The organism is Citrobacter sp. MNAZ 1397 (genome assembly GCF_023613995.1).
Lineage (GTDB): Bacteria > Pseudomonadota > Gammaproteobacteria > Enterobacterales > Enterobacteriaceae > Phytobacter > Phytobacter ursingii.
Genome location: NZ_JAKIVH010000007.1, coordinates 19267 through 31807, shown reverse-complemented (window position 1 = coordinate 31807; position 12541 = coordinate 19267). Strand labels below are relative to the sequence as shown.

Here is a 12541-nt window from a genome sequence, read left to right as displayed (position 1 = left end):
TTGATTATCCTTTAATGCTCACCAGTCCATTCAGGACGTTATCGAGGCCACCGAATACCGAGATTTTATCGATACGTTCAGCCACTTTTTCCAGCGTTTCCAGCTCTTTTAGGCGCAGCGCTACCGGGTTGTTTTCCATGACTTTCGCGGTATTAAGCAATGAGCGGGTTGCCGCTGTCTCTTCACGCCGACGAATCACGTTCGCCTGCGCCGATTTTTCCGCTTCCACCAGCTTCGCCAGAATGGTTTTCATATCGCCCGGCAACACGATGTCCCGCACACCCAGCGACGCGACATCCATGCCAAAGGGAGCCATGCGTGTTTTTACCTGAGCACTGACTACCTCATCGATGATTTGCTTGTCTTCAAGCAGTTCGTCCAGCGTCCGGGTTCCCACCGCTTCACGCAGGGCAAACTGCAGTTCGCGATACAGGTGATCCAGCGGTTTGGTTAACTGGCTAAATGCCTGTAACACATCGCTGTATTGCCAGTTCGCCCCCAGGTTGATGCGCAGGTTCACTTTGTCTTTGGTCAGGATTTCCTGGCCGGACACTTCCATCAATTGCAAACGCGTATCGACAACGTCTGCATCAACCAGATGGTTCACTTTCCAGTAAGCGCTCAATCCCGGTGGCAACAAAGGTTGTGTTACACCATCGATTTTTACTACACCGACGTGCCATGCCGCGACATTAACCGCCAGTATGGCATCCCGGCCTTTAACGGCTGCGCCGCTACGTAGCTGCAATACGGCATTCATGATGCTCTCAGGTACACGCACATCCCGGGTATCGATCAACACCACGCTCAGGCTACCGTCCTGCCAGAACAGGCGGCGTGATGCTGGCGGGATAATTTCCACCAGGATGCCGTCACGGTAGAGCGCAGCCACCTCATGCCCGGTGGTATCGACGCTCAGGCAGTACGCCTCGACCCACTCAGGTCTGAAACGGCGCAGATAATTCGCCAGTTCTGCCGACACATCGCTGCCATTGAGCTCAACGACCATGACCTCTTGCTTATTAAACCAGGAAAGGCGGTGCTCTCCTGCCTCAAGAATTTTTGTGTAATCGCCTGCTTTTACCAGCAGGCCCACTTGTCCCTGGCGGAGAGTGATTTTTTTATTCATTTGATCTTCCTTAAATTTTCACGTACCGGCGCGAATGCAGGATCGGAGCCGGAGGGAAACAGACCACCACTGCCAGCCTGTTTTGCCTGCGACCCGGAGCCCTTATCGGCACCGGTTCATTGCCATCGCTAACCACCCGACGGCGCGTTTACGAACACAACCAGTGTTCACCGGAAAGGTGAGTTGGGAATCGAACCCTCATGGTGTCTCTCGGCTGACAGAACGCCCCGCGGATAACGTCTTACCGTTCCGGGTGCGCTGGCGGGGCAAAATCCCCTGCGTGCTCAACGTCGTGACATATCAGGTATTGCCAGAAGCGTGCCAGGTTGGAAGAAGTGGAAGATTAAATTTTAATTTACTGATATTTAACAAATTAAATTTTCATCTCTTTGTTCACTTGCTGGTATCCCGGTAATTTCTTTATATTTATTTATCGTTATTTATCTTTAAGGATAAAAATGCAAAAGCGCAGAGTGGTGATAGGCGTACTGGGAACAGTGTTGGATAAACGCGGCAAGCGGGCAAATCGCTTTCGTAAATGGCGGCCAACCGTTGGGTTATGCCAGCAGCCGGACTTTCCGGTTGATCGGCTGGAGTTGCTCCATCAGCCGCGCGATGAAGGCATGGCCCAACAGCTGGCGGAAGATATCGCACTACTTTCACCGCAAACCACCGTACGCCCTCATCCGGTAAATATTCGCGATCCGTGGGATTTTGAAGAGGTGTATGCCGCGTTCCTCGATTTCGCCAGCCACTATGATTTCGATACAGAAAACGAAGAGTATCTGGTGCATATCACCACCGGCACGCACGTGGCGCAGATCTGCTGGTTTTTGCTGACAGAGGCTCGCTATCTGCCCGCCAGCCTGCTGCAAACCAGCCCGGCGCCGAAAGGGGCTTCGGAGGAAGATATTGCCGCCGGCGTTTGCTCGGTTATCGATCTCGATTTAAGCCGCTATGCAACCTTAACCAGCCGCTTTCAACGCGAACAGCAACAGTCGGTTTCGCTGCTCAAAGCCGGTATCGATACACGCAACACAACGTTTAATAAGCTTATCGATCAAATTGAACGGGTAGCCTTGCGCTCCACGGCACCGATTCTGTTGACCGGGCCCACCGGGGCGGGCAAATCCTTCCTGGCAAAACGTATTTTCCAGCTTCGCCAGTCGCGCCATCGTGTGGCGGGCAAACTGGTGGCGGTAAACTGCGCCACGTTGCGAGGCGATAACGCCATGTCGACATTGTTTGGCCATGTGAAAGGGGCATTTACCGGGGCGCTAACGCCACGAATGGGGCTGCTGCGCGAAGCCGATGGCGGGGTGCTTTTTCTGGATGAAATTGCGGAGCTGGGCCTGGATGAGCAAGCGATGCTGCTGAAAGCCATTGAAGAAAAAACGTTCTTCCCATTTGGCTCGGATAAAGAGGTCCACAGTGATTTTCAGCTTATTGCCGGTACACACCGCGACATGCGCCAGTGGGTGGAGGAAGGGAAATTCCGTGAGGATCTCTATGCGCGTATCAATATGTGGACGTTTGCCCTGCCGGGACTTGCTGAAAGACGGGAAGATATTGCGCCGAATATTGAATTCGAACTCCAGCGCTTTAGCGCCGAAACCCAGACTCAGATCCGTTTCGACAAAGACGCGCGTGAACGTTATCTGGCATTTGCCTGTTCCGGACAGGCACAGTGGCGCGGTAACTTTCGTGAACTGAGTTCCTCGATTGCCCGTATGGCGACGCTGGCCGAACAGGGACGTATCACTCTGGCTAATGCCGAAGAAGAAATTGCCCGTTTGCAGCACGCCTGGCAGACACCATCTTCACTCCCCCCTTTAGCAGAGGAAATCGATCTGTTTGAGCAACGCCAACTGGAAACGGTACTGGAGGTTTGTCGACGTCACCGCTCGCTTTCCGACGCCGGGCGCGAATTGTTTGCCGTTTCGCGCTTAAAAAAGGCTAATCCGAATGATGCTGACCGTCTGCGCAAATACCTCGCGCGCTTCGGGCTGAGCTGGGAAAACATCCGCCCTGCTACATGAATCCTCTTCATCTTAATTTGTTTGAATAAAATTTTCTCACGCGATAAACAGTACTGACGGCCGGGCTCGACCCCGGCCTTTTTTATAACAAAACACAACACCACGCGTTAAAGGAAAACACTATGCTCGCTGTACTCACCCGGCTGTTCCCGTTATGGGCGCTGCTGCTCTCTGTACTTGCTTATTACACGCCCTCTACCTTCACGCCCATTGGCCCGTGGGTCACCACCCTACTCATGTTGATTATGTTCGGCATGGGCGTGCACCTGAAAATTGACGATTTTAAACGTGTACTTTCCCGCCCGGCCCCGGTTGCCGCAGGCATTTTCCTGCACTACCTGGTGATGCCGCTTGCCGCCTGGCTACTGGCGATGATTTTCAAAATGCCGCCGGATCTTTCTGCCGGGATGGTGCTGGTCGGTAGCGTGGCCAGTGGTACGGCTTCCAACGTCATGATCTACCTGGCGAAAGGCGACGTGGCGCTCTCAGTGACCATTTCGTCTGTCTCAACGTTGGTTGGCGTAGTCGCCACACCGCTGCTGACGCGCCTCTATGTTGATGCCCACATTCAGGTGGATGTGATGGGTATGCTGCTGAGCATATTGCAGATTGTGGTGATTCCGATTGGACTGGGTTTGATTATTCACCACCTGTTCCCGCGCGTAGTGAAGGTGGTGGAGCCGTATCTGCCCGCGTTTTCGATGGTCTGTATCCTGGCGATCATCAGCGCCGTGGTGGCGGGTTCCGCTTCACACATTGCGTCGGTGGGGCTGGTGGTGATTGTCGCAGTGATGTTGCACAACAGTATCGGTCTGCTGGGTGGTTACTGGGGTGGGCGTCTGTTCGGTTTCGACGAATCCACCTGCCGCACACTGGCTATCGAAGTGGGGATGCAGAACTCCGGCCTTGCTGCCGCACTCGGTAAACTCTACTTCTCGCCGCTGGCTGCCCTGCCAGGCGCGCTGTTCTCGGTCTGGCATAATCTGTCCGGCTCGCTGCTGGCGGGTTACTGGTCCGGTAAGCCTATTGCAGACAAACCACGCGAAACAGTAAAAGAAAACTGACAGGCCGTATCAGGTTTAGCTTTGACGTTCCCCCGGTGGCGCTAACGCTTACCGGGGCTACGAGTCAGTACGGTTTATTTATTGTGAGACAACACGCCTGTACCGTACACTGAAACCATCGGCTTACTGAGGGCACCGACATGGCACTCCCCCGCATTACCCAAAAAGAGATGACCGAGCGCGAGCAGCGTGAACTGAAAACCTTGCTCGACCGCGCGCGTATTGCGCACGGACGGGTTCTGACCAACGCCGAAACCAACAGCGTGAAAAAAGAGTACATCGATAAATTAATGGTTGAGCGTGAAGCGGAGGCAAAAAAAGCCCGCCAGATAAAGAAAAAGCAGGCTTACAAACCGGATGAAGCGGCCACCTTTTCCTGGGCGGCCAATACGTCGACACGCGGCAGGCGTTAACGCCCTTTCTTCTTGCGCCCCGGCTGGGTAAAGCGTTTCCGCGACGCCATTTCCGCCGGGGTTTTTGCCATATTTTTCGCCCCACTGGCGACGGGCTTCTTCGCGGCGGTCGTCGCCGTTTTCGGTTTACTTTTTGTCTTTGGCTTCGCCTCGGACGAGGAATTCTCGATAAGCTTAAACAGCGTGATCAATTCGTCATCGGTCAGATCGCGCCATTCCCCGAGCGGCAGGCCAGCCAGCCCGACATTCATAATCCGGGTACGCTCAAGCTTCGTGACTTCATAGCCAAAATGTTCACACATGCGGCGAATCTGTCGGTTCAGCCCCTGAATCAGGGTGATACGAAAGACAAACGGCGCCTCTTTTTTGACTTTGCACTTCTTCGTGACCGTTCCCAGAATCGGCACGCCTGCGCCCATACCACGCACAAATTCGTCCGTGACGGGTTTATCCACCGTCACCAGATACTCTTTTTCGTGATCATTGCCGGCACGCAAAATCTTGTTCACCAGATCCCCGTGGTTGGTGAGGAAGATCAGCCCCTGGGAGTCTTTATCGAGACGACCAATCGGGAAAACGCGTTTGCTGTGGTTAACAAAATCGACAATGTTGTCTTTTTCGCTGTCTTCCGTGGTACTGACAACGCCCACGGGTTTATTCAGCGCGATAAAGACCAGATCCTCGGCCTCGCGCGGCTCAATCAACTGACCGTTTACCTTTACGACGTCGCCAGGCTTAACCTGATCGCCAATGGTGGCACGTTTACCGTTAATGAAAACATTGCCTTGTTCGATATAGCGATCGGCTTCGCGGCGCGAGCAAATTCCGCTTTCGCTGATGTATTTGTTTAATCGGGTTGATGAGTCTGGCAGCATAAATTCTCCTGTAAAAGCGAAATATATCTTATCAGAAGGTTACGAAAATCTGCGCTTTCTCGCATCCCGGCGCTAAATGTGATCCACAGCGTCTTTCTACACAAAAGTGATGGCTTATCGCACATGCAATTTTGTGTGGCGAACAAAAGTAGAATCAACCACTTAGACTCCATTGCACAAACGTGCTGACACTCGCTGTGCGCATAATCATTTGTGCAAGATATTCCCTCACGCCAACGCAGTGAAAGAGAACAAAATTCCTTTGAATATGCCCCTGCATGCGGTTATATCAAATCAAGGAACATAAATCGTGGTTTGCACAAATGTGCAAAGGTCGGAAGAGAGCAATGGAAAACAGTGATGATATCCGCCTGATCGTAAAAATTGCCCAGCTTTACTATGAGCAGGATATGACACAGGCGCAAATCGCCCGTGAACTGGGAATTTACCGCACGACCATCAGTCGGTTGCTTAAACGCGGGCGCGAACAAGGGATCGTCACCATCGCCATCAATTACGACTACAACGAGAATTTGTGGCTGGAGCAGCAGTTAAAACAGAAATTTGACCTTAAAGAGGTGGTCGTCGCCGCAAGTGATGCCGAGCAGGAAGAGGAACAACTCAATGTGATAGGTCAGCACGGTGCGCAATTGCTTGAGCGCCTGTTGGAACCGGGCGATATCATCGGATTTTCATGGGGTCGCGCGGTTCGGGCGCTGGTTGAAGGATTATCTCCCGCAAGCCAGTCCAGACAGTTGATTTGCGTACCGATTATCGGCGGGCCTTCTGGCAAACTCGAAAGTCGCTATCACGTGAACACGCTGACCTACAGCGCGGCGGCCCGGCTTAAAGGGGAATCTCATCTGGCGGATTTCCCGGCACTGCTGGATAACGAACTGATCCGTAACGGTATTATGCAGTCTCAGCACTTTAAAACTATTTCGGCGTACTGGGACAATTTGGATGTCGCGCTGGTTGGTATCGGTTCTCCTGCTATCCGTGACGGTGCGAACTGGCATGCGTTTTATGGCAGCGAAGAGAGTGATGATCTGAATGCCCGCCATGTAGCCGGTGATATCTGTTCACGCTTTTTCGATATTAACGGCGCGTCCGTTGAAACCAATATGAGCCCGAAAACGCTCTCTATTGAGATGCAACGTTTAAAACAGGCACGTTATTCCATAGGCGTGGCGATGGGCGAGGCGAAATACAGCGGTATCCTCGGCGCATTGCACGGTAAATATATTAATTGTCTGGTGACCAATCGCGAAACTGCTGAATTATTGTTGAAGTAAATTTCTAGCCCCGAGACAGCGCATTATTTTGCGCGGGGATCCCCTTTTCCAAAATCAGGAGTATGGTATGCAAACGTGGTTAAATCTGCAGGATAAAATTATTCTCGTCACCGGCGGTGCATCAGGTATTGGCCTGGCGATTGTCGAGGAGTTATTAGCCCAGGGCGCCAATGTCCAGATGGCAGATATTCATGGCGGCGAAGGGAAACACGAAGGAAATAGCCATTATCATTTCTGGCCAACGGATATTTCCAGTACCGGAGATGTCACGAATACGGTTAGCGAAATTATTCAGCGCTTCGGTCGTATTGACGGCCTGGTCAATAATGCTGGCGTCAATTTCCCTCGCCTGCTCGTGGATGAAAAAGCCCCGGCTGGAAAATATGAATTAAACGAAGCCGCCTTTGAAAAAATGGTCAATATCAACCAGAAAGGGGTGTTCTTAATGTCCCAGGCGGTGGCACGCCAGATGGTTAAACAGCATGACGGCGTCATTGTGAATGTCTCATCAGAAAGCGGACTGGAAGGTTCAGAAGGCCAAAGCTGCTACGCCGCCACCAAGGCCGCACTCAACAGTTTTACCCGCTCCTGGTCGAAAGAGTTGGGCAAGCATGGCATCCGCGTGGTGGGTATCGCACCGGGTATTCTGGAAAAAACCGGGCTACGCACGCCGGAGTACGAAGAAGCGCTGGCCTGGACGCGCAATATCACTGTGGAACAGCTGCGTGACGGCTATACAAAGAACGCGATTCCGATTGGACGCTCGGGTCGCTTATCCGAAGTTGCTGATTTTGTTTGTTATCTCCTGTCTGAGCGTGCCAGCTACATTACCGGAGTAACCACTAACATTGCGGGCGGTAAAACGCGCGGTTAAGGAGGCGAAATGGTCAATACAATCTTTTGCGCCCACGGCAGACTGGCCTGCGCGATGCTGGAATCGGTACAGATGGTTTACGGCGATGTGAACGTGGCTGCCGTGGAATTTGTCCCCGGAGAAAACGCCAGCGACATCGCCGGGAAACTACAAAAGTTAGTGAATGCATACATACATAATGAGTGGTTGATTGCCGTCGATTTACAGTGCGGCAGCCCGTGGAATGCCGCCGCCACGCTGGCGATGCACAATCCGCAGCTGCGCGTGATAAGCGGCCTCTCTCTGCCCCTGGCGCTTGAACTGGTCGACAACCAGGCAAGCATGAACGTCGATGAACTCTGTGCGCACCTGACGACAATCGCCCGTCAGACATGCGTGGTCTGGCAAAAACGGGAAACCGCCGAAGAGGATTTCTGATGAATATTACGCTGGCTCGTATTGATGACCGCCTTATCCACGGTCAGGTGACCACCGTCTGGTCAAAAGTCGCGAATGCGCAACGCATTATTATCTGCAATGACGAGGTATATAACGACGAAGTCCGTCGCACGCTATTACGCCAGGCAGCACCGCCGGGGATGAAAGTGAATGTGGTGAATATTGAAAAGGCCATCGCGGTATTTCATAACCCACAATATCAGGATGAAACTGTTTTTTACTTATTTACCCGACCGCAGGATGCATTAGCGATGGTGAAACAAGGGGTGAAAATTGCCACCTTAAATATTGGCGGCATGGCCTGGCGCCCCGGCAAAACGCAATTAACGAAGGCCGTATCACTGGATGAAGAGGATATTTCTGCCTTTCGCGAATTGGATAAACTCGGCGTGAAATTAGATTTACGCGTCGTGGCCTCCGATCCATCGGTGAATATCCTCGATAAAATAAAAGATATCTCCGTAACAGAATAAATAAAAGCGCCTGTGTTTATGCCGTAACAGGTAGGAACAAACACACCTTAAAGGTCTAATTATGGAAATCAGTACCCTACAAATCATAGCCATCTTTATATTTTCCTGTATTGCCGGAATGGGCAGCGTGCTGGATGAATTCCAGACCCACCGTCCGTTAATTGCCTGTACGGTTATCGGCCTTATTCTCGGTGATTTAAAAACCGGGATTATGCTCGGCGGTACGCTGGAGCTGATCGCACTCGGCTGGATGAACGTGGGGGCGGCACAATCACCCGACTCGGCGCTCGCCAGCATTATCTCTGCCATTCTGGTCATTGTCGGTCACCAGAGCATTGCTACCGGGATCGCTATCGCCCTGCCCGTCGCGGCGGCAGGCCAGGTCCTGACGGTCTTCGCTCGTACCATCACCGTCGTGTTCCAGCACGCGGCGGATAAAGCAGCGGAAGAGGCCCGTTTTCGCACCATCGACTTGCTACATGTCTCAGCACTCGGCGTTCAGGCACTGCGTGTTGCCATTCCGGCGCTCGTCGTGTCGCTGTTTGTCAGCGCCGACATGGTCAGCAACATGCTGAGCGCCATCCCGGAATTCGTCACACGTGGTTTGCAGATTGCCGGCGGCTTTATCGTGGTGGTGGGCTACGCCATGGTGCTGCGCATGATGGGCGTGAAATACCTGATGCCCTTCTTCTTCCTCGGGTTCCTTGCCGGTGGTTACCTCGACTTTAGCTTGCTGGCCTTTGGTGGCGTCGGCGTGATCATCGCGCTGGTTTATATCCAGCTCAATCCACAGTGGCGCAAGGCGGAACCTCAGTCTGCCGCAACCTCTCCTTCTACCGCCCTTGACCAGCTTGACGACTAACGGTGCACATTATGGAAGCGAAAAAACTTACCCGTTCCGACCTGTTCAGCATGTTTGTCCGCTCGAACCTGCAGCAGGCGTCATTCAATTTCGAACGTATTCATGGCCTGGGTTTTTGCTACGACATGATCCCTGCCATCAAGCGCCTCTATCCACTGAAAGAGGATCAGGTCGCGGCACTCAAACGCCACCTGGTGTTCTTCAACACCACCCCAGCCGTGTGCGGCCCGGTGCTGGGCGTGACGGCGGCGATGGAAGAGGCGCGAGCCAACGGCGCGGAAATTGACGATGGCGCCATCAACGGCATCAAAGTCGGTCTAATGGGGCCGCTGGCGGGCGTTGGCGATCCGCTGGTCTGGGGGACATTACGTCCAATTACCGCCGCGCTGGGTGCCTCATTAGCCTTGTCAGGCAACCTGCTTGGGCCCCTACTATTCTTCTTTATTTTCAACGCGGTACGTCTTGCCATGAAGTGGTATGGCCTGCAGCTTGGCTTCCGAAAAGGGGTCAACATCGTTAGCGACATGGGCGGCAACCTGCTGCAGAAACTGACCGAAGGAGCATCAATTCTCGGTCTCTTTGTGATGGGCGTGCTGGTCACCAAATGGACGAGTATCCACGTGCCACTGGTGGTCTCACAAACCCCTGGCGCCGACGGTACCACGGTCACCATGACGGTGCAAAACATCCTCGATCAGCTGTGCCCAGGCCTGCTGGCGCTGGGGCTGACGCTGCTGATGGTCCGCCTGCTCAACAAGAAAATTAACCCGGTATGGCTGATCTTCGCCCTGTTTGGGCTGGGGATTGTCGGCAACGCGCTGGGCTTCCTGTCCTGATTTTTCGCCCCGGCGTGAATGCCGGGTTCCCTTAACAAATTGGCCCCGCAAGATTTCGGGTGTCCGCAAGGCGGCAACTGAGTGCATCCCCGGGCGCGTAGATCCACTACGTGACCAGGGGACGCGAAAGAAGCCAACACCGCTGACGTTCGAAAGATAAAGGGGATGAGGTGGTTTAGTGATGAAAACAACAGCTCTACGCCTGTACGGCAAACGCGATTTGCGCCTGGAAAGCTTTGAACTCCCTGAGATGCAGGACGATGAAATCCTGGCGACGGTCGTCACCGACAGCCTGTGCCTTTCCTCCTGGAAAGAGGCTAATCAGGGCGAAAACCACAAAAAAGTGCCGGATGATGTAGCGACAAACCCCATTATCATCGGCCATGAATTTTGCGGCGACATTCTGGCCGTCGGGAAAAAATGGCAGCATAAGTTCCAGCCTGGACAGCGCTATGTGATTCAGGCAAACCTGCAACTGCCGGATCGCCCGGATTGCCCCGGTTATTCTTTCCCGTGGGTCGGCGGCGAAGCGACGCACGTGGTGATTCCCAACGACGTGATGGCACAAGATTGTTTGCTGGCTTATGAGGGCGAAACCTATTTTGAAGGTTCCCTGGTCGAACCGCTCTCCTGTGTAATTGGCGCGTTCAATGCCAACTATCATTTGCAGGAAGGGACCTACAATCACAAGATGGGCATCCGCCCGCAGGGTCGCACACTGATCCTCGGCGGCACCGGGCCGATGGGGCTGCTGGCTATAGACTACGCGCTGCACGGCCCGGTTAACCCGTCGCTGCTGGTTGTCACCGATACCAATAACGACAAACTCAGCTATGCCCGCACGCATTACCCTTCTGAGCCGCAAACGCTGATTCACTATCTGCACGCGAAGGATGCCTCATTTGATACGTTAATGACCCTGAGCGGTGGTCACGGCTTCGACGATATTTTTGTCTTCGTGCCGAATGAACAACTGGTCACCCTCGCCTCGTCATTACTTGCCCCTGATGGCTGCATGAATTTCTTTGCTGGTCCGCAGGATAAACAGTTCAGCGCGCCGGTGAATTTCTATGATGTGCATTACGCCTTTACCCATTATGTGGGCACCTCTGGCGGTAACACCGACGACATGCGTGCGGCGGTAAAACTGATCGAAGAGAAGAAAGTGCAGGCTGCCAAAGTGGTCACACATATTCTTGGGCTGAATGCCGCAGGTGAAACCACGCTGGAACTGCCTGCCGTCGGCGGGGGCAAAAAGCTGGTCTATACCGGGAAATACCTGCCGCTGACCGCGCTGAGCAAAATGGACGATCCTGAGCTTGCCGCCATCCTTAAGCGCCATAAAGGCATCTGGTCCGGGGAGGCCGAGCAGTACCTGCTGGCTCACGCTCAGGAGATTGCTCATGATTAACCACGACACGCTGCTGTGTATGTCACTTGCCGGTCGTCCCGGCAACTTCGGCACCCATTTTCATAATTATCTGTATGAAAAATTAGGGCTAAATTTTATCTATAAAGCGTTTACTACCCAGGATATTGAGGCGGCGGTGAAAGGCGTGCGCGCACTGGGGATTCGCGGCTGTGCGGTCTCAATGCCTTTCAAAGAGAGCTGCATGCCGTTTCTTGATGCGATCGATCCCTCGGCGAAAGTGATTGATTCAGTGAATACCATCGTCAATGAAGAAGGACGATTAACGGGTTACAACACCGACTACATTGCGGTAAAAAGCCTGATTACCAGCCACCAGCTTGATACCCAGGCACGGGTGATGATTCGCGGCAGCGGCGGGATGGGTAAAGCGGTGATCGCGGCCTTTCGCGACGCGGGATTCCGTGACGTAATCATTGCCGCCCGTAACCACGAGAGTGGCACGGCGCTGGCCCGTCAATACGGCTTTCAGTGGCAGCCGCACCCGGAGGGGATCCGTACCGATATCCTGGTGAATGTCACGCCGGTCGGCATGGCAGGCGGCAAAGAGAGCGAGGCCCTGTCATTTAGCGAAGCGATGGTGAACCACGCCAGCGTGGTCTTTGACGTGGTCGCCCTGCCGCCAGAAACCCCGGTGATTCGTCTGGCGCAGCAGCGTGGCAAAAAGACAATCAGCGGCGCAGAAGTGATTGCGCTGCAGGCCGTCGAACAGTTCGCGATGTACACCGGCGTGCGCCCGGATGCGGCGCTTATCGCCGAAGCATCGGCCTTTGCCAGAGCGGGTTGATGGCATTCGAAGAGCACCAGGGAAGGT

The 12541-nt window shown here is 53.6% G+C and carries 13 protein-coding genes; 11 read left to right on the top strand and 2 right to left on the bottom strand.

Annotation, left to right across the window (positions count from 1 at the left end; genetic code table 11):
* Positions 1–4: 4 nt before the first annotated feature.
* Positions 5–1129 carry a slipin family protein gene (locus L2097_RS23140; RefSeq protein WP_250353758.1) on the bottom strand — a complete coding sequence of 375 codons (1125 nt, stop codon included), beginning with the start codon at positions 1127–1129 and terminating at the stop codon, positions 5–7.
* 458 nt (positions 1130–1587) lie between these two features.
* Between L2097_RS23140 and rtcR the strand changes: the two genes are divergently transcribed.
* The 3 genes from rtcR (at position 1588) to L2097_RS23125 (ending at position 4645) form a co-directional block, all read left to right on the top strand.
* Entirely contained in the window at positions 1588–3168 is a 1581-nt protein-coding gene (gene rtcR, locus L2097_RS23135; RefSeq protein ID WP_250353757.1) for an RNA repair transcriptional activator RtcR, read from the top strand.
* A 122-nt stretch (positions 3169–3290) separates the two neighbouring features.
* Positions 3291–4232: a ketopantoate/pantoate/pantothenate transporter PanS gene (panS, locus tag L2097_RS23130; protein ID WP_047372212.1), complete on the top strand. Its 942-nt coding sequence runs from the start codon at positions 3291–3293 to the stop codon at positions 4230–4232.
* 140 nt (positions 4233–4372) lie between these two features.
* On the top strand, positions 4373–4645 hold the full coding sequence (locus tag L2097_RS23125; protein WP_250353756.1) for a YjbD family protein: 273 nt from the start codon (positions 4373–4375) through the stop codon (positions 4643–4645).
* On the opposite strand, the gene rluF is transcribed toward L2097_RS23125, so the two are convergent.
* Positions 4642–5520, bottom strand: a complete 879-nt coding sequence (gene rluF / locus L2097_RS23120) for a 23S rRNA pseudouridine(2604) synthase RluF (RefSeq protein ID WP_250353755.1) — start codon at positions 5518–5520, stop codon at positions 4642–4644. The genes L2097_RS23125 and rluF overlap by 4 nt on opposite strands.
* Before the next feature lie 347 nt (positions 5521–5867).
* Here rluF and L2097_RS23115 point away from each other — a divergent pair, with 347 nt between their 5' ends.
* The 8 genes from L2097_RS23115 to L2097_RS23080 all read left to right on the top strand — a co-directional run bounded on the left by L2097_RS23115 (position 5868) and on the right by L2097_RS23080 (position 12514).
* The gene (locus tag L2097_RS23115; RefSeq protein WP_250353754.1) at positions 5868–6815 is read left to right on the top strand and encodes a sugar-binding transcriptional regulator; all 948 of its coding nucleotides are present in this window, start codon (positions 5868–5870) and stop codon (positions 6813–6815) included.
* Positions 6816–6882: 67 nt separating this feature from the next.
* Positions 6883–7689 carry an SDR family oxidoreductase gene (locus tag L2097_RS23110; protein ID WP_047372216.1) on the top strand — a complete coding sequence of 269 codons (807 nt, stop codon included), beginning with the start codon at positions 6883–6885 and terminating at the stop codon, positions 7687–7689.
* 9 nt (positions 7690–7698) lie between these two features.
* A complete protein-coding gene (locus L2097_RS23105; RefSeq protein WP_047372217.1) occupies positions 7699–8106 on the top strand; it encodes a mannose/fructose/sorbose PTS transporter subunit IIA in 408 nt (135 codons plus the stop codon).
* Entirely contained in the window at positions 8106–8600 is a 495-nt protein-coding gene (locus L2097_RS23100) for a PTS sugar transporter subunit IIB (protein WP_047372218.1), read from the top strand. The genes L2097_RS23105 and L2097_RS23100 overlap by 1 nt, the downstream gene beginning before the upstream one ends.
* A 61-nt stretch (positions 8601–8661) precedes the next feature.
* Positions 8662–9462, top strand: a complete 801-nt coding sequence (locus tag L2097_RS23095) for a PTS mannose/fructose/sorbose transporter subunit IIC (RefSeq protein ID WP_085005904.1) — start codon at positions 8662–8664, stop codon at positions 9460–9462.
* Positions 9463–9473: 11 nt separating this feature from the next.
* A complete protein-coding gene (locus L2097_RS23090) occupies positions 9474–10298 on the top strand; it encodes a PTS system mannose/fructose/sorbose family transporter subunit IID (protein ID WP_085005905.1) in 825 nt (274 codons plus the stop codon).
* Positions 10299–10479: 181 nt separating this feature from the next.
* On the top strand, positions 10480–11709 hold the full coding sequence (gene sorE / locus L2097_RS23085) for an L-sorbose 1-phosphate reductase (RefSeq protein ID WP_250353753.1): 1230 nt from the start codon (positions 10480–10482) through the stop codon (positions 11707–11709).
* Positions 11702–12514 (top strand): shikimate 5-dehydrogenase, encoded by an 813-nt coding sequence (locus L2097_RS23080; RefSeq protein ID WP_250353752.1) that lies wholly within the window; start codon positions 11702–11704, stop codon positions 12512–12514. The genes sorE and L2097_RS23080 overlap by 8 nt, the downstream gene beginning before the upstream one ends.
* Positions 12515–12541: the final 27 nt, after the last annotated feature.

Excerpts from the sequence above, each read along its gene's own strand:
- L2097_RS23125 (WP_250353756.1), top strand. The coding sequence starts at position 4,373 with ATGGCACTCCCCCGCATTACCCAAAAAGAGATGACCGAGCGCGAGCAG.
- sorE (WP_250353753.1), top strand. The coding sequence starts at position 10,480 with ATGAAAACAACAGCTCTACGCCTGTACGGCAAACGCGATTTGCGCCTG.
- L2097_RS23115 (WP_250353754.1), top strand. The coding sequence starts at position 5,868 with ATGGAAAACAGTGATGATATCCGCCTGATCGTAAAAATTGCCCAGCTT.
- L2097_RS23095 (WP_085005904.1), top strand. The coding sequence starts at position 8,662 with ATGGAAATCAGTACCCTACAAATCATAGCCATCTTTATATTTTCCTGT.
- rluF (WP_250353755.1), bottom strand. The coding sequence starts at position 5,520 with ATGCTGCCAGACTCATCAACCCGATTAAACAAATACATCAGCGAAAGC.
- L2097_RS23090 (WP_085005905.1), top strand. The coding sequence starts at position 9,474 with ATGGAAGCGAAAAAACTTACCCGTTCCGACCTGTTCAGCATGTTTGTC.
- L2097_RS23080 (WP_250353752.1), top strand. The coding sequence starts at position 11,702 with ATGATTAACCACGACACGCTGCTGTGTATGTCACTTGCCGGTCGTCCC.
- L2097_RS23110 (WP_047372216.1), top strand. The coding sequence starts at position 6,883 with ATGCAAACGTGGTTAAATCTGCAGGATAAAATTATTCTCGTCACCGGC.
- rtcR (WP_250353757.1), top strand. The coding sequence starts at position 1,588 with ATGCAAAAGCGCAGAGTGGTGATAGGCGTACTGGGAACAGTGTTGGAT.
- panS (WP_047372212.1), top strand. The coding sequence starts at position 3,291 with ATGCTCGCTGTACTCACCCGGCTGTTCCCGTTATGGGCGCTGCTGCTC.
- L2097_RS23140 (WP_250353758.1), bottom strand. The coding sequence starts at position 1,129 with ATGAATAAAAAAATCACTCTCCGCCAGGGACAAGTGGGCCTGCTGGTA.
- L2097_RS23100 (WP_047372218.1), top strand. The coding sequence starts at position 8,106 with ATGAATATTACGCTGGCTCGTATTGATGACCGCCTTATCCACGGTCAG.
- L2097_RS23105 (WP_047372217.1), top strand. The coding sequence starts at position 7,699 with ATGGTCAATACAATCTTTTGCGCCCACGGCAGACTGGCCTGCGCGATG.